This is a genomic window from Chryseobacterium binzhouense (assembly GCF_007474545.1).
Classification (GTDB): Bacteria; Bacteroidota; Bacteroidia; order Flavobacteriales; family Weeksellaceae; genus Chryseobacterium; species Chryseobacterium binzhouense.
The window spans coordinates 976680-993146 of sequence record NZ_VKOG01000001.1 but is presented as its reverse complement, the minus strand read 5'-3'; the positions used below and the strand labels follow the sequence as shown (position 1 = coordinate 993146).

13 protein-coding genes are annotated in these 16467 nt (G+C 35.3%); 5 read left to right on the top strand and 8 right to left on the bottom strand.

What is annotated here, in order from left to right; all coding sequences use genetic code 11:
- Positions 1-85: 85 nt before the first annotated feature.
- From FNE73_RS04530 to recQ, 6 genes are all read right to left on the bottom strand, one after another.
- The gene (locus FNE73_RS04530) at positions 86-2314 is read right to left on the bottom strand and encodes a reprolysin-like metallopeptidase (RefSeq protein WP_143883573.1); all 2229 of its coding nucleotides are present in this window, start codon (positions 2312-2314) and stop codon (positions 86-88) included.
- A gap of 118 nt (positions 2315-2432) precedes the next feature.
- Positions 2433-3836 (bottom strand): dihydrolipoyl dehydrogenase, encoded by a 1404-nt coding sequence (gene lpdA, locus FNE73_RS04525; RefSeq protein WP_143883572.1) that lies wholly within the window; start codon positions 3834-3836, stop codon positions 2433-2435.
- 118 nt (positions 3837-3954) lie between these two features.
- A complete protein-coding gene (locus tag FNE73_RS04520) occupies positions 3955-4437 on the bottom strand; it encodes a hypothetical protein (RefSeq protein ID WP_143883571.1) in 483 nt (160 codons plus the stop codon).
- 35 nt (positions 4438-4472) lie between these two features.
- Positions 4473-4823: a hypothetical protein gene (locus tag FNE73_RS04515; RefSeq protein WP_143883570.1), complete on the bottom strand. Its 351-nt coding sequence runs from the start codon at positions 4821-4823 to the stop codon at positions 4473-4475.
- A 57-nt stretch (positions 4824-4880) separates the two neighbouring features.
- On the bottom strand, positions 4881-5963 hold the full coding sequence (locus FNE73_RS04510; protein WP_143883569.1) for a glycosyltransferase: 1083 nt from the start codon (positions 5961-5963) through the stop codon (positions 4881-4883).
- Between the two features lie 215 nt (positions 5964-6178).
- Positions 6179-8383, bottom strand: a complete 2205-nt coding sequence (recQ, locus tag FNE73_RS04505; protein WP_143883568.1) for a DNA helicase RecQ — start codon at positions 8381-8383, stop codon at positions 6179-6181.
- 143 nt (positions 8384-8526) lie between these two features.
- On the opposite strand from recQ, the gene FNE73_RS04500 reads away from it, so the two are divergent.
- From FNE73_RS04500 to FNE73_RS04480, 5 genes are all read left to right on the top strand, one after another.
- On the top strand, positions 8527-9486 hold the full coding sequence (locus FNE73_RS04500) for a KpsF/GutQ family sugar-phosphate isomerase (protein ID WP_143883567.1): 960 nt from the start codon (positions 8527-8529) through the stop codon (positions 9484-9486).
- Positions 9487-9589: 103 nt separating this feature from the next.
- Entirely contained in the window at positions 9590-10414 is an 825-nt protein-coding gene (gene tatC / locus FNE73_RS04495; protein ID WP_185147284.1) for a twin-arginine translocase subunit TatC, read from the top strand.
- Positions 10415-10554: 140 nt separating this feature from the next.
- Positions 10555-12201 carry a M1 family metallopeptidase gene (locus FNE73_RS04490; protein ID WP_143883566.1) on the top strand — a complete coding sequence of 549 codons (1647 nt, stop codon included), beginning with the start codon at positions 10555-10557 and terminating at the stop codon, positions 12199-12201.
- Between the two features lie 150 nt (positions 12202-12351).
- A complete protein-coding gene (locus FNE73_RS04485) occupies positions 12352-12762 on the top strand; it encodes a hypothetical protein (RefSeq protein ID WP_143883565.1) in 411 nt (136 codons plus the stop codon).
- Between the two features lie 66 nt (positions 12763-12828).
- Positions 12829-14685 carry a M61 family metallopeptidase gene (locus FNE73_RS04480; RefSeq protein ID WP_143883564.1) on the top strand — a complete coding sequence of 619 codons (1857 nt, stop codon included), beginning with the start codon at positions 12829-12831 and terminating at the stop codon, positions 14683-14685.
- Between the two features lie 54 nt (positions 14686-14739).
- Here FNE73_RS04480 and FNE73_RS04475 read toward each other — a convergent pair whose 3' ends face one another.
- Together FNE73_RS04475 and FNE73_RS04470 are read right to left on the bottom strand one after the other, a co-directional pair.
- The gene (locus FNE73_RS04475; RefSeq protein WP_143883563.1) at positions 14740-15636 is read right to left on the bottom strand and encodes a GLPGLI family protein; all 897 of its coding nucleotides are present in this window, start codon (positions 15634-15636) and stop codon (positions 14740-14742) included.
- The gene (locus tag FNE73_RS04470) at positions 15636-16466 is read right to left on the bottom strand and encodes a GLPGLI family protein (RefSeq protein ID WP_143883562.1); all 831 of its coding nucleotides are present in this window, start codon (positions 16464-16466) and stop codon (positions 15636-15638) included. The genes FNE73_RS04475 and FNE73_RS04470 overlap by 1 nt, the downstream gene beginning before the upstream one ends.
- Position 16467 lies beyond the last annotated feature (1 nt).

The following is a 16467-nucleotide window of genomic DNA, read 5'->3' as shown; positions in this document are numbered from 1 at the left end:
TAAATCAATTCAATTAGAGATCATTTAAAATGAAAAAGAGAAGCAAAAAATACTTCTCTTCTGTTTAGCTTTAATTTTAAATCAACTATTCTTTAATCCATTTTATTGATTTGTCAATCGTTTTAGATTTAATGCTGATTATATATTCACCTTTTATCAAACTGCTTAAATTGTATGTTGCAATTCTTTCTTTGTTTACTGTGTTGTTTAATTTTCTGAAAACCAATTTACCACTCATATCATAAACAGTGATATCATGGTTATCGTTCTGCTTAGTGAATTTTACATTTAAAATCCCTTTGCTCGGATTAGGATATATTACAAATGCATCATCATCCATTGAAGCTTCATCCACACTTAATGTCTGGGTAATACTAAATGTAGCCGGATTAATATGGTAAAAAACATTTCCTACGCTTGCCACCATAATTCTCGCCTGAGATGTGTTGACATTTGGAACAGTAATTACCTGAGAACCATCATTTGGTGTTGAAGCCAGAATTGTAATAGGATAAGTAAGACCTCCGTCTGTGGAAAGTAAAATACTAACATTTGCACAGTTTACAGGCGCCAGAGTTGTGTTTGCTACATTCCATGTTACAGTTTGAGAACTGTTACCTGCCCATGATACTGCTGTAGAAGGTGATGTTACTCTGAAAGGACCAGAAGTACCATTAACAGTAATTATAACATCATCATTTGCCACTCCGCCACAGCCGGCATTATTATCTCTAACGGTTAATCTAAACTCCATAGATCTTGCATAATTTGGCCAAAACTCGCCTATTGTTACCTGATTGTTCAAAACATCCTGAAGTCTTGGAAAGTAACGGTGTGGAACTGTCGTTGGTAAATATGATCTGAATAAAGGTGCATTTCCTGTCGGAACATTCCAGTTTCCCGCAGGTCCAGTGTCATTTTGCTCCCAACAATAGGTAAGCGCATTTGCCTGTGCATCAGTTGCAGAACCCGTTAATTTAAAAGGTGTATTAACTGGTATAGTGTAATCATTTCCGGCATTAACTACCGGAGCTGTATTTGACACAGGGGTTGTCACCTGACAAAATGTTGATTGAACTTTTGTAGTTATTGATTGAAATGAACGCGTATGAAAAATTGCAATACTATTATTAGCTAGATCATTTGTAGATCCGCAAATTCCTGCGTATGCCATAATAGTTACCCCACTTCCCGGCTCTACTGCATTAGCCGCAGACCTATTACCATTACAGCTGCCTGTTGTAGCATTGAAAGTATGGGGTCCACCAAACTGATGTCCTATTTCGTGTGCTACATAATCTATATCATAAGGGTCACCAACAGGAAATGGTGAGCCTGTAATTCCGCTTCCTTTTGAAGAATTATTACAGATTACGCCTAATCCTGCTAAACCTCCTCCTCCTGTACTAAAGGTATGTCCTATATCATAATTATCATTACCAATATACGCATCAATATTTATCTGGCTTTCATCTATTAATGTAAAAGCATCATTATTTCCGGTAAAGGGATCAGTAGAAGGATTTGTAAAAATGATACTCGTTTGATTTGCCACTAATATTAATCGTACCGCCAAATCTTGTTCATAAACACCATTAACCCTATTTACTGTAGTAACAATCGCAGAAAGAGTTTGCGCTACAGTAGGTGAAGGGTTTCCGGTTGCTGCAATGGCATATTCACCTGTACACGCAACAGCTAGTCTAAAAATTCTTATCTGATTACCTACGCTTGGAGTTACGCTTTTCTGCTCGATCTTTTTTTCGACATGCAGATCATCCTGAACTTTACAACTTCTAGCGTGATTATCCCTTAAGTCTTCTTTCTTATAGACAACATAATGAGTATTGTCATTTTGTGCATACGGATCAATATATAAATCTCCGGTTACCACAGATTTTATCTGAGCGTGGAATCCAAGCTCAGTAAAATCTAATTTTACTGTTGCATAACGGTCATCCACACCCTGCCCCGTAAATGTCACGATATTCGGAAATTTAGCTGCAAGTTCGTTCTCCATAACAGAAGATTTCCAAATTTTAAACTTGGCTTTTGTTCCATTTGGCATCGGTAATACAATAATGCTTGCATTTTCTTTAGAATCCATATCACTTAATTGCGGTACAGATTTAATATAAGCTTTCAAATCTTCAACATTGAGCTTATAGGTAAGATATTTTTCCGGTTGTACCGTTCTGGATTTAGAATCGGTTGAAATACTTCTTTCATTAAATACAGTAAAAAAATCTTGTGCTTTCGTTAAAGAAGATAAGAATATAATTACTGATAAACAGAGTAAACGTTTTATTTTCATAAAATAATTTTTAACCTATCAAAATTACTACATAATTTGAAATTAAAATGCAGAAACATCAAAATATTTCTGCATTCTATATAATTTTAAAATGTAAATAACAGTTCTTTTGTTATTCTTACATATGAAGCGCTCTTTTGCCTGTAGCATCCAAAGCAGCTTCCTTAATAGCTTCTGCATACGTTGGGTGCGCATGAGAACTTCTTGCAATATCTTCTGCACTTGCACGGAATTCCATTGCAATAACTCCTTCAGCAATTAAATCGGCAGCTCTTGCACCAATCATGTGGAAGCCAAGAACCTCATCTGTTTTTTCATCAGCGATAATCTTCACCAAACCATCCACGTCACCGCTTGCGCGGCTTCTGCCTAAAGCTCTCATCGGGAAAGTTCCTACTTTATAGGCAACTCCTTCTTCTTTCAATTGCTCTTCTGTCTTTCCAACTCCAGCAACTTCCGGCCAAGTGTACACAACTCCGGGAATTAAGTTATAGTTGATGTGAGGTTTTTGTCCCGCTAAAGTTTCAGCAACAAAAACTCCCTCTTCCTCAGCTTTGTGAGCAAGCATCGCACCTTTTATCACATCACCGATTGCATAAATATTGGCAACGTTTGTCTGTAAATGATCGTTGGTTTTAATTCTTCCTCTTTCATCTAGTTCAACACCTGCTTTTTCAAGAGCAAGACCATCTGTGAAAGGTCTTCTGCCTACAGAAACCAAACAGTAATCTCCTTCAACTGTAACCTCTTCTCCTTTTTTGTCTTTTGCTGTAATTTTTACAGAATCTCCGCTTCTTTCCACTGCAGAAACCGCTGTGGAAAGCATAAACTTCATTCCCTGCTTTTTAAGAACTTTAGTCAATTCTTTGCTTAAAGCTCCATCCATTGTAGGAATGATTTTATCCATAAATTCAACGACAGTTACCTGAGAACCTAATCTTAAGTAAACCGAACCTAATTCAAGACCAATTACCCCCCCTCCGATTACGACTAAATGCTTAGGAATTTCTTTTAAATTTAAAGCTTCAGTAGAAGTAATTACTCTTTCTTTATCTAAAGTGATGAAAGGTAAGGATGACGGTTTAGAACCTGTTGCAATAATGGTATATTTAGAATCGATAGTTTCAGAAGAACCATCGTTTTTTGTAACTTTAATCTGAGTTGCAGATTCGAAGCTTCCAACACCTTCAAAAACAGTAATTTTGTTTTTATCCATCAGGAAGTTAATTCCTTTTGTTGTCTGCTCTACCACTTCGTTTTTTCTGGCAATCATTCTTGCGATGTCTGCCTTTGGCTCATTAATGATAATCCCGTGATTTTCGAAATTGTGTTTTGCGTTTTCAAAATGCTCAGAGCTGTCTAAAAGTGCTTTTGACGGAATACACCCAACATTAAGACAAGTTCCGCCTAAAGTTGGATATTTCTCAATAATTGCGGTTTTGAAACCCAATTGTGCTGCACGAATAGCAGCAACATAACCTCCAGGACCAGAACCGATTACGGTAACATCGAATTGACTCATTGTATATTTTAATTTATTTATTATCTGTTGACTGATTCTTACAAATTTACTGAATAATTTAGAACAGGCAAAGTAAGTTTTGTCAGGTTTTTTTGAGCGGTATGTCAGATGACGGGAATTAAATATCTAGCGGTTGAATTTCTTTACCTGCATCTCCGTCCCCAGCTTTTACTTCAATAGACTTTTCTATATTTAATTCTCCCTTTACCTTAATTAAAAGCATTTTCCTATTTCTTTCTTTATCATTAAGCCAGATTGTATCATTATTGTATTTGGTAATTTTTATTTTTGAGTCATAATTCATGAAAGTGAAAATTGAATCATCAGTAACGCCCCATCTATAAATAGACTCATCATATGGATAATCATTCCACATCCATCTTTTGTTCTTAATTTTATTAAATGATAACTTTTGAAGCTTATTTTTCCTTAAAAATTTAAAAGTAAAACCATAATCTTCAACTCCTGTTCTATCCCATTCATAGTTCCAATAACCAACACTATCTTGATAAAGAACAGTATCTGTGATTTTATCTTTTGGACTTTTACATCCGACTAAAATAATAGTTCCAAAGATTATTAGTAAAAATTTTGCATTCATTTGAAAATAATTACAACTTTATTTAAAAGAGAATTTTAAATATCAAAACTGAGATTACCCTGTCTAAAAACTTCTTTATTTCCAAAATAAGGACCACCACAAATGTACCAGTCAAGATTTTCCAAATATTCAACTGCGTTTTCCGGTTTCATTACGGCAACTTCTTTTTTGGCAATAATTCCTTTGTACCATCTTGAATATTGGGGATTATCCGGAGACTCAATTTCATACTTAAGCCAGATTCTCTGACAAAGTCTGCACTGAATAATACTTATTTCAGCATTTCTGCCATCGGTGAAATCAGTTCCCACCGTTGAAGTTCTGTATTCAGATTCAATCAGATCGTGTTTTTCACAGACACAACCTAATTTCGGAAGTTTTTTCATACTCGAAATAATGTTTAACGAAATTGAGCGTAAATTTAGGAATATTAAATGTTTTATCTAATTCAAAACATCTTTTAAAACATTTTCATAACGATCTAAAATAATTTCTTTAGAAAATCTTGATTTAATGCAATTTTTAATAGCATCAGCATCATGTTCCCGATGTAAAGCCTGCAAAATCATCTGCGAAAACTCTTCATGATTATCAATATCCGAAACTTCGCCATTGATTCCGTTTTGAATAATTTCATTAATTCCTCCCGGACAGTTATTCGCTAAGGCGTATGTGCCACAAGCTCCGGCTTCAAGCAAAACATTGGGAAACCCTTCATACCTTGAAGAGAGAATAAACAGATCTGCAAATTTCAAAAACCGATACGGATTTTCTTGTCTACCGTGAAAAATTACATGTTTCAAACCAAGAAAATCTTTCATCTGATGAAGTATTTCTTTATCTCGCCCATCACCCAAAATATGAAGCAGAATGTTTTCATTTTTGAGCCGGGAAAAAACTTTCAGCAAATTATCAAAACCTTTTCTGGCAGATAGATTACCGATTGCCACAACGTTTTTGTAATTGTATCTGAAACTTTCCGGTTTATTGGAAATGGCAAGTTTAGAATTAATAAAATCAAAATCGACAGGATTATTAATTTTAACAATTTTAGATGGTTTTACATCAAAATTACCCGTTAAATCTTTCATCATATCGTCACTTTGGGCAATGATCTGATGATAATTGTTGTAAAATTTATAGAAAAATCTGATTTCTTTTCGGGTAACGTGCTCTGAAACCACATTGGTTTCTCTGGCAATAAATTTTGTATTAGGAAAAAGCTTTATAAATAATGACAGGTAAGCATTAACTTCACCAAATCCGGAAAAAACAATATCGGGCTTTCGTTTGTAAATTTCTTTCAGAATTGGCTTTAAAGAGTGTCTTATTCTTTCAGTTTTTATATCAATAATTTCAACATCTTTTTTCAGTAAATCCAAGTAACCGCCCTGTTTTCTCAACAATAAAATTTTAGGGTCAAAAAAATCTCTTGACAGGTGATTGGCAATAGTGGTAACAATTCTTTCTGCTCCACCGGTTTCCAAATCGGGCAAAATAAATATGACGGTAATTCTCTTGTTCATCCTGCAAAATTAGTAATGATAAATTTACTGACTTTAAAATAAATCCTCAAATTTTGAAGAATGATTATTGATGATATAATTAATTAAAAATCGGTTCTTCTTCTGGTCAAAAAATATTTACAAGAAGGATTGTTATTTGCTTTGTATCGTAAAAACTTTTACCAAACTATATTAATTTTTTTGTCGTATTTCTAACATTGAAATTAAAATCATGTCTAATTAGCGACATCAGAAATGAATTTAATTCTGAGTATTCTTACCTCATCATCAGATAGCTCATCACCAAACTCATCCAGCAAGACTTTCATACTGTCGCTTTCCGATTCACGCATAAACTCCATAAAATCATCCACAATATCTTCATCAAAATTCTCTTCGATATAATAGTCAATATTCAACTTTGTACCCTGATAAACGATACGTTCCATTTCCTTAAGAAGCTCACTCATCGAAAGATTTTTGGCTCTTGCAATATCTTCAAGGTCAATTTTTTTATCGGTATTCTGAATGATAAAAACTTTATGGCTGGATTTGTTTGCAACCTGCTTCAGAACCATGTCCTGAGTACGTTCAATATTATTATCTTCCACATATTTTGCTATAAAATCAGCAAACTCTTTCCCGTATTTTTTGGCTTTTCCCTCTCCTACTCCATAAATTTTTGCAATTTCTTCTACAGTGACAGGATACTGCACGGTCATATCTTCCAGACTTGGATCCATAAAAACCGTATACGGCGGAATCTCATGTTTTTTAGCAATTTTTTTCCGCAAGTCTTTCAGAAGGGCAAAAAGATTTTGATCTAATCCGCCTCCTGACTGCATCTGAACCTGATCGCTTTCTGCTTTGCTCTGCGTTAAATCAAATTCGCGGTCTTCAGCGATTTGGAATGCTTCTTTACACTCTCCGCTTAATACTTTTTTTCCTTTTTCGGCAATCTTTAAAACGCCGTATGTTTCAATATCTTTGGTTAAAAAATTCTGAACCGTTGCCTGTCTTAGGATAGTTTTCCAGTAGTTGTCTTTTTCTTCTTTTCCAAAACCGAAAAAAGAGCTTTGTTCTAATTTATAAGATTTGGTAACAGCGGTTTCTTTTCCGACAATAACAGAAATTAAATCCTTTGCTTTAAATTTCTCTTTAGTTTCATCAATCAGCTGTAAAACTTTTTTCAGATCTTCTGTTGCTTCTTTCAGCTTAGGCGGATTTGCAGAATTATCGCACATATTGGCTCCGTCACCGTTTACAGGATCAAACTTTTCACCAAAATAATACAAAATATACTGTCTTCTGCTCATTGACGTTTCTGCATAACCTACCACTTCATTCAGCAGCTGCAAACCTATTTCTCTTTCGGAGACTGGTTTTTGGGCAAGAAATTTTTCAAGCTTTTCAATATCTTTCGGATCATAGAAGGCAAGACAGTACCCTTCGCCTCCATCGCGTCCTGCCCGTCCCGTTTCCTGATAATAACTTTCCAGAGATTTCGGGAAATCATAATGAATTACAAAACGGACATCCGGCTTATCAATCCCCATTCCAAAAGCTATGGTTGCTACAATTACATCTGCCTCTTCCATCAGAAACTTATCCTGATTGGCAACTCTTACCTTTTGGTCTAAACCTGCGTGATAAGGAAGCGCATTGATTCCGTTTACCTGAAGAAGCTGGGCAAATTCTTCCACTTTTCTTCGGCTCAGGCAATATACAATCCCCGATTTTCCTTTATTTTTATTGATGAATTTTACAATTTCCTTATCAATATTTACTTTCGGTCTTACCTCGTAAAACAAATTGGGTCTGTTAAAACTTTCTTTAAAAACCAAAGCATTGGTCATCCCTAAAGTTTTTTGAATATCATCCTGTACTTTAGGAGTTGCAGTTGCCGTTAAGGCAATTACCGGCACATTGGCAATTTTATCTATTATTGATTTTAAATTTCTGTATTCGGGTCTGAAATCATGTCCCCATTCTGAAATACAGTGAGCCTCGTCTATCGCAAAGAAAGAAATTTTTACATCTTTCAGAAAATCCAGATAATCTTCCTTAATCAGTGATTCCGGAGCTACATATAAAAGTTTTGTTTTTCCGCTTTTAATATCATCAAAGACCTGTTTGGTCTGTGTTTTGTTCAGAGAAGAGTTCAGAACATGCGCAACACCGCTTTCTGACGATAATCCGTTCACCGCATCTACCTGATTTTTCATCAGGGCTATTAAAGGTGAAACAACTATTGCAGTACCTTCGGAAATAAGAGCCGGAAGCTGATAACACAGCGACTTCCCGCCACCGGTAGGCATTAGCACAAAAATATCTTTTCCATCCAAAAGATTACTGATGATTTCTTCCTGTTGTCCTTTAAAGGTAGAAAACCCAAAGTATTTTTTCAATTCGCCTGATAAATTGGCTTTTTTTGCACTCATCTAATTTTGTATTGCTAAATTTGCATCCAATCCAAAGTTATAAAAATTTTAGTTAAAACAAAAGCAATAGATTTTTTAAGCCCTCTATTTATACAGTGTATAAACTAAAAACTTTGGTAATCTGCATTTTAATTTAAACAATAATGGAAAGAGACTCGATTATCTCAATTGCAAAAAACACCCTTTCAATTGAAATCTCCGAATTAGAAAAACTGAAAGACAGAATTGGTGACGAATTTGTGAAAGCCATAGAAATTATTCATTCGGCTAAAGGAAAATTAATTGTGGTAGGAATCGGGAAATCTGCTCATGTAGGCAATAAAATTGTGGCAACATTAAATTCGACGGGGACTCCTGCTCAGTTTTTACACGCTTCTGAAGCGATTCATGGCGATTTGGGGGTTATCCAGAAACAGGATGTTGTTTTGTGCATATCCAATTCCGGAAATTCTCCTGAAATTGCCAATCTGGTTACCTATCTTAAAGATTATTCTTCTGCACTTATTGGGATGACCGGAAACCGAACAAGCAAATTAGCCGTATATGCTGATGTAATTCTGGATACACATGTTGATCTGGAAGCCTGTCCCAATAAACTGGCTCCTACAAGTTCAACCACCATCCAAATGGCTTTGGGAGATGCTTTGGCAGTCTGCCTGATGGAGCTGAATGATTTTAAGGAAAATGATTTTGCCAAATTTCATCCGGGTGGAAGCCTGGGAAAAAATTTAACGGCAAAAGTTGAGCAGTTTTTATCTTCACAGAAACCGTATGTGTCTGAAAATGCGTCAATAAAAGATGTAATTATATCTATCAGTGCATCAAGCCACGGAATAACGGTTGTAACAGACGGTGAAAAGCTTGTAGGCGTTATCACAGACGGAGATTTAAGAAGAATGCTTTTAAACGGCAATGACATATCTGAAACTTTGGCAAAAGACATTATGTCTTCACAGCCAAAAACAATTGAGAAAGATGCACTGGCAAAAGAAGCAATGAAAATCTTAAAAGACAATAATATAGGACAGCTTGTAGTCACAGAAAACGGAAAATATTTCGGAATTATTGATCTGCACAAATTGTTGGATGAGGGAATTAATTAGATTTGGTATTAGATTAAACAAGATTTGCAATTTCCGGAATCAAATATTCTGCTTCCGGTATAAACAAACTTTTAACTAAATTTGAAACATTAAATTTTTATCTGTGAGCGAAGAAAAAGAAATGTCCTTTCTTGGACATATTGGAGAACTAAGAGGACATCTTATCAGATCTATTCTTGCCATAATTATAGCAGCAATTGTTGTTGGGTTTAATATTAACTGGATTATGGATCATATTTTTTTCGGTCCTACCAGAAATGATTTTCCAACTTTTAAAATTGTCAATCAGTTTTCACGCTGGGTTTTGGGAGAAGACAGCATTACTCTGCCCGCAGAATTTCCCGTTCGTGTACAGCGTTTATATCAGCAGTTTAATGTAATGATGGCGGTTTCTATTTTTGGAGGTGTTGTAGCTGCTTTTCCTTATATAGTCTGGGAATTATGGAGATTTATAAGTCCTGCCCTGCATCCTAATGAAAGAAAGAACTCTATTTTTATCATCAATTCGGTCTGGATTCTCTTTATGACAGGAGTTTTATGCGGATATTTCCTTATTTTACCATTTGCAGTCAACTTTGGGGTTATATTTAAAATCTCAGATATCATTATTCCTTTGTATGATCTGAGTGATTATACCACTCTTTTCCTGCAGGTTGTTTTAGGAATGGGAGTTGTGTTTTTATTTCCGGTTCTTATTTATTTCCTTACCAATATCGGAATTCTGAACCCCACTTTTATGAAAACTTACAGAAGACATGCTATTGTACTTATTATGGTTATTGCAGCCATCATTACTCCTGCAGATGTTCTAAGTATGCTTATGGCAGCATTTCCTCTTTTGCTGCTTTACGAATTCAGTATCGTGATGTGTTCTTACACCTACAAGAAAGTTCTTAAACGTGAAATGGGGCTGGAAAAAGCAAAATAATTTCTTAAAAATATACTTATGGGCGGTAAAATCAAATATTTTACCGCTCTTTTCATAAAAAAGTGAATCAATCATTACTGATTTTGCATTCCTTTAAATAATATTCTTTATTTTTGGACGACAAATTCATAAAATTTAAGATGAAAATCATTTCCTTTGCTTTAATACTCAGCTCAAGCCTTTATTTTGGTCAGTTGTTTAGCCATAATACATCCTTTACCAAATCTGATACTTTAAAAGGTTCCAACACTGAATATCGGAACTTTTGGGACGTAAAAAAATATGAGCTTTCCGTTGAAGCAGATTTTGAGCAAAAAAGCATTTCAGGAAATAACAAAATTACGTTTGAGATCACCAAAGACATTTCCAATCCTGTATTCCAGATTGATCTTCAACAGCCTATGAAAGCTGACGCAGTGCAGTGCAGTTTTCCTACACCGAAATCATTTACAAGAGAAGGTGATTTTATTTTTATACCATCCAATAAAAACTTTAAAAAAGGAGAGAAATTTACCATTAATGTAGATTATTCGGGTCAGCCAACTATTGCCAGAAATGCTCCGTGGGATGGCGGATGGATATTTACAACAGACGAAAAAGGAAATCCCTGGATGAGTGTTGCCGATGAAGGGATTGGTGCTTCTGTCTGGCTTCCTGTAAAAGATATCTGGAGTGACGAACCGGATGAAGGAGTAGTTATGAATATCATCACACCCATGGGATTGGTAGGTATCGGAAACGGAAGATTAATTGATGAAAAAGTAAAAATCGGAAACTCTATCGGAGACAACCGAATGGTATGGACATGGGAAGTGAAAAACCCTATCAATGCTTATTCTATCATTCCAAATATTGGTAAATATGTAAATTTTAAAGATGCTTATCAAGGTGAGAAAGGAAAACTTGATCTGGATTACTGGGTGATAGATTATAATTTAGATAAAGCTAAAAAGCAATTTCAGCAGGTAAAACCCATGCTTCAGTCGTTTGAATATTGGTTTGGCCCTTATCCGTTTTACGAAGACTCTTATAAACTGGTGGAATCTCCCTATCTTGGAATGGAACACCAAAGCAACATTGCCTACGGAAACGGCTACACAAACGGTTATTTGGGAACAGATCTTTCCGGTACAGGAGTGGGACTCAACTGGGATTATATCATTATCCACGAAAGCGGACACGAGTGGTTTGCCAATAATATCACGGCAAAAGACAAAGCCGACATGTGGATTCACGAAGGATTTACCATGTATTCTGAAGTATTGTTTACCGAAAGTTATATGGATAAAAAATCAGCAGAAATTTATGCGCAGGGAATTCAGAATAATATAGAAAACGACATTCCGATTATCGGAAAATATGGCGTAAACAATGAAGGCAGCGGCGATATGTATCCTAAAGGCGCAAGTCTGGTACATACCATCAGGCAAATGATCAATAATGACGAAAAATTCCGTCAGATTCTGAGAGGAATCAATAAAGATTTTTATCATCAGACCGTTACTACACAGCAAATTGAAAATTATATTTCTGAAAAAGCGGGTATTGATTTTTCGACTGTTTTCGACCAATATCTCAGAACAACAAACGTTCCCGTTCTGGAATATTCTCAAAAGGGTAATCAGCTTAAATTCCGATATGCTAATACTGTAAAAAACCTAAAGCTTCCCCTAAAAGTTGGTGATCAGACCATTTCTCCTACAGAAGAATGGCAAAGCTTAAAACTTACCAGCTCAAACCCGGTACAGTTTAACAGGAATTATTATATCAGATATAAAAAAGTTTAATTAATACAAATGAAAAGAAAATTATTATTAATTCTTATTTTAAATTTATTTATTAGTTACAAAGCACAAAAGAAACCAGATAAAATAAACACAAAAATTAACGAAAGCTATTTATTAAGCCGAAAACAATTTCATGGAAAATTAGACTCTGTGCAGTTAAAACAAATCAGGACTTTAATTAGCAATGAATTAAAAGTAGAAATTGAAGAAGATAAATCAATACTTATCAATTATTTTCAATACGGAAAAAACTGCAGCGAATACAATCTGAAAGAAAAATATGCCAACCAATTGATAGATAATTATATTAAGTTATCATCAAAAATGAGTACAACTTATCATGCTGTTGATTTTTTTGTTTTCACAAACGATGCACTGAATAAAGAGAGATTTGAAAAAAGAGAAAATTACATAAAAGATTCCGGTTTCTTTGCTCAAACCATATTTACATTGCAGGAAAATTGCAGAGCATTTTTTATATTAAAGCCCACTGGTGAATTTTTGAAATACTACGGTTCTGATTATTTTACTGAAGTAGAAAATTTTTTAAAGAAAAAATAATCACTTTAAAGATATTCTGTAACAAATTCAATTTACAGTCAACTACTTATCTATAATTAATGTAACATGAAAAAAACAGCAATAAGCTTGGCGTTATTGGGCGCATTGTTTTTTAATGCACAGTCAATTAAGACCAATATTGATCTTGTGAATGTAAAAGATGATAAAGTAGCCGTAACCATGGAGTTTCCGAAAATGAAATCGGCAGATGTAAAGTTTCATTTCCCAAAAACCGTTCCCGGAACCTATTCGGTAGATGATTACGGAAGATTTGTAGAAGGAATAAAATTTTTTGACAATAAAGGAAAAGAGCTGGCTTTTACTAAAGTAAATGATAACACCTATTCATTGAAAAATGCGCAGTCTTTAAGCAAAATAACCTATCTTGTAAATGACAGTTTTGATGAAGAACAGGACACATCAAAACACAAAGCCGTATTCTCACCATCCGGAACCAATATTGAAGAAGGCAAAGTGTATCTTATCAATACTCATGGTTTTGTAGGATATATTGAAAATATGCAGGATGTTCCTTATCAGCTGATCATCAAAAAGCCAACAGATTTTTACGGAACTACCGCTTTGGTAGACCAAGATCAATCTGAAGCGACAGATACGTTTACACTGGCAAATTATGCTAAGCTTACCGATTCTCCGCTGATGTATTCCAAACCCGATTATATTACCTTCAATGCAGGCGGAATGGATCTGGTTTTAGGTGTTTACTCCCCAACCGGAAAATATAAAGCTGCTGATTTTAAAGAAAATTTAGAAAAAATGGTCGTCGCTCAGAAAAAATTTCTGGGTGATATGAATACCAATAAAAAATACGCCATCATGCTTTATCTGGGCGGGTTAACCGGTCCGCAGATCAAAGGATTCGGAGCGCTGGAACATCATGAGTCAACCAGCGTAGTGCTTCATGAGATGATGCCGAAAGAAGCGATAGACGAAGCGATTGTAGATGTGGTTTCCCATGAGTTTTTCCATACGGTAAATCCTCTGAAAACGCATTCTGAAGAAATTCATTACTTCGATTATGCCAATCCGAAAATGTCTCAGCATCTCTGGATGTACGAAGGAGGAACCGAATATTTTGCCAATTTATTTCAGATACAGGAGGGCTTGATTTCCAAAGAGCAGTTCTTGCAGAGAATGAGCGATAAAATTAAAAACTCCAAAAATTATAACGACACCATGCCTTTTACGGTGATGAGCAAAAATATTCTTTTGGATGAATATAAAGACCAGTACAGAAACGTCTACGAAAAAGGAACGCTTCTTACCATGTGTCTGGATATTGAGCTGAGAAAACTTTCTAACGGAGAAATGGGTTATCGTGACATGATCCGAAAGCTTTCACAAAGATTCGGAGAAAACAAGCCATTTAAAGATGATAAGCTGATTGACGAACTGGTTTCTATCACTGGTTATCCGCAGGTAAAAGATTTTTATAATAAGTATATTGCCGGAAGCCAGCCTACTCCGTATGCAGAATATCTGAATATGGTGGGTGTCGACATCAAAAAACAGGAAACACCGCCAATGTTCTGGTTTATTAAAAATCCTGAGCAGACCGGTTATGATGAGAAAAACAACACCTTTGTTTTTGATGAAAGCTCTGCACTTTCGGCTTTCTCAAAAAGCATCGGATTCAAGATTACCGACGAAGTGGTTGCTTTAGACGGAAAAACGGTGAATGTGCAGAACATTCAGGAGTTTATCGGCTATGCGCAATCCATCAAAGACGGACAAAACGTTACCGTAACTGTTCTTCGCAAAAATGGAGATAAAACTGATAAAATTGATCTGAAAGGCAAAGCCGTCCTTGAAAAAACAGTTTTAGAAACTCTGGAGTTTAAACCTAATCCTACGGCTGTAGAGCAAAAACTGCAAAATCAGTGGCTGACCGGAAAAAAATAAAACAAAAAGGCTGTTCAAAAATCTTTGGACAGCCTTTTTCTTACTACTTCAAAATTAATTATACAAATCCGGTTCTATAGGATTATTATTCTTTTTAAAACCTTCTTTTGCTCTTTTTTCCATTTCCCTGAAAACCTGATTCGGATCTGAAATTTCCCTTCCGTCTGCCGATCGTGTTTTAAAAACAACTCTATTGGTGTCTGTATTTTTCATCATCATTTCACGCATGTTTTTTGCAGGATCATTTACATACGCTTTCCAGACTTTCTTAAACTGTTTTTTGTTGGTTTCGACATCTTTTCCGCCCATTCCGAAGAGCTGAATTCCCTGCGGAAGCTGAGGTTCTTCGTTATTTGCGATCTGAAAGGTTTTATTTCCTACCAAAGTCATCGAATGCGAACCTGTTTTGTCCTCAATTTTTACAATCAGACCCGGAAGCCCGTAAAATTTATATGGTCCGTCCTGAAAAGGAAGATCGGTGGAAAACCAAGCCGTCCATTCTCTTCCCCCGAATGTCGTAGTCGCTTTCTGGGCATTGTATTCTCCTACTTTCTGCTTTTCCGGAAGTATTTTCCATTCCGGTTTTTGATCTTCTTCAATTTTATAACTGTCTGTAGAAATTTTCAGAAAAAGAAAAGTTTTAAAGTCAGGATAAGCTTTAGTGACTTTATACGCAACCTGTCCCGGTCTTTCGGTACGGTTGATGGTGAAATTTCCTGAAGCTGCTTTCAGCTGTTTTTCCATATCAGCTTTCATGGTAGAATCTGCGATAAATTTGTCCTGACTGTAATAGCTTGAGCCGTTTTTATCAATATCCAGAAGCATCATTTCTTTTTTTATATCAGCTTTATTAGTAGAATCCGGAATAAACTTGTACTCATAGAAAAAACGGTTTTGGGCAAAACTGAAAAATCCGAATACGATCATTAAAGCTAAAGATATTTTTTTCATTATTGTACGGTATTAAGCTCTATTCTGTTGTTATTTTTTTTAAATCTTTCTTTTAAACGGGCTTCATGATCTTTCATATGATTGTTCTGTCCGCTTTCCATAATCATTGTAAAGCCTCCCATTTGCATTTGTTTCAATCCTTTTGTGGGATCTTTTTCGTAGTCTTTAGTAAGTTTTTCAAACTGTTTTAAATTAACAGGAATTTCTTTATTAAAATTTAAAATTATAGGTGCTGAACCAATGCTTTTGATAGCTCTTAATGTAAATTGGTGCGACTTTGTTTGGTCTTCAACTTTTACGATCAGTCCCGGAAGACCGTGAAATTTGTAAGGTCCGTCCTGAATAGGAATTTCTGTTGTAAACCAAGCTATCCAATGTCTTCCTGCAAAATCTGCTTCTGCTTTTTGAGCATTCCATTTCCCGATCTTTTGGTTTTCTGAAATGATCTTCCATTTCATCGGTCTTGTTTCTGCCACTTTATATTGATCCAGAAAAATTTTAGAATGCAAAGCCACATCATAGCTAGGATATTTTTTAGTAACCGAATACTTAATTAATCCTTTATGCATATCTGCTCTCATTTTAATCATTCTCGTTGTTTCCAATTGTTTTGCAATTTCGGCTTTTGCCACAGAATCACCTTCATGAACAGTATAACTGTAGAATTTGGATCCTTCAGATGAAACATCAAGATTCATCATTTCGGTTTTTACATCGGAAATATTAGCAGAATCCGGAATAAAGCGGTATTCGTAGCTGAAGCGTTTATTTTGAGCATTGCAAAACAGAATTAAGAATAAAATCGGGAAGGCAAATAGTTTTTGTATCATT

Excerpts from the sequence above, each read along its gene's own strand:
- FNE73_RS04530 (WP_143883573.1), bottom strand. The coding sequence starts at position 2,314 with ATGAAAATAAAACGTTTACTCTGTTTATCAGTAATTATATTCTTATCT.
- lpdA (WP_143883572.1), bottom strand. The coding sequence starts at position 3,836 with ATGAGTCAATTCGATGTTACCGTAATCGGTTCTGGTCCTGGAGGTTAT.
- FNE73_RS04520 (WP_143883571.1), bottom strand. The coding sequence starts at position 4,437 with ATGAATGCAAAATTTTTACTAATAATCTTTGGAACTATTATTTTAGTC.
- FNE73_RS04515 (WP_143883570.1), bottom strand. The coding sequence starts at position 4,823 with ATGAAAAAACTTCCGAAATTAGGTTGTGTCTGTGAAAAACACGATCTG.
- FNE73_RS04510 (WP_143883569.1), bottom strand. The coding sequence starts at position 5,963 with ATGAACAAGAGAATTACCGTCATATTTATTTTGCCCGATTTGGAAACC.
- recQ (WP_143883568.1), bottom strand. The coding sequence starts at position 8,383 with ATGAGTGCAAAAAAAGCCAATTTATCAGGCGAATTGAAAAAATACTTT.
- FNE73_RS04500 (WP_143883567.1), top strand. The coding sequence starts at position 8,527 with ATGGAAAGAGACTCGATTATCTCAATTGCAAAAAACACCCTTTCAATT.
- FNE73_RS04490 (WP_143883566.1), top strand. The coding sequence starts at position 10,555 with ATGAAAATCATTTCCTTTGCTTTAATACTCAGCTCAAGCCTTTATTTT.
- FNE73_RS04480 (WP_143883564.1), top strand. The coding sequence starts at position 12,829 with ATGAAAAAAACAGCAATAAGCTTGGCGTTATTGGGCGCATTGTTTTTT.
- FNE73_RS04475 (WP_143883563.1), bottom strand. The coding sequence starts at position 15,636 with ATGAAAAAAATATCTTTAGCTTTAATGATCGTATTCGGATTTTTCAGT.
- FNE73_RS04470 (WP_143883562.1), bottom strand. The coding sequence starts at position 16,466 with ATGATACAAAAACTATTTGCCTTCCCGATTTTATTCTTAATTCTGTTT.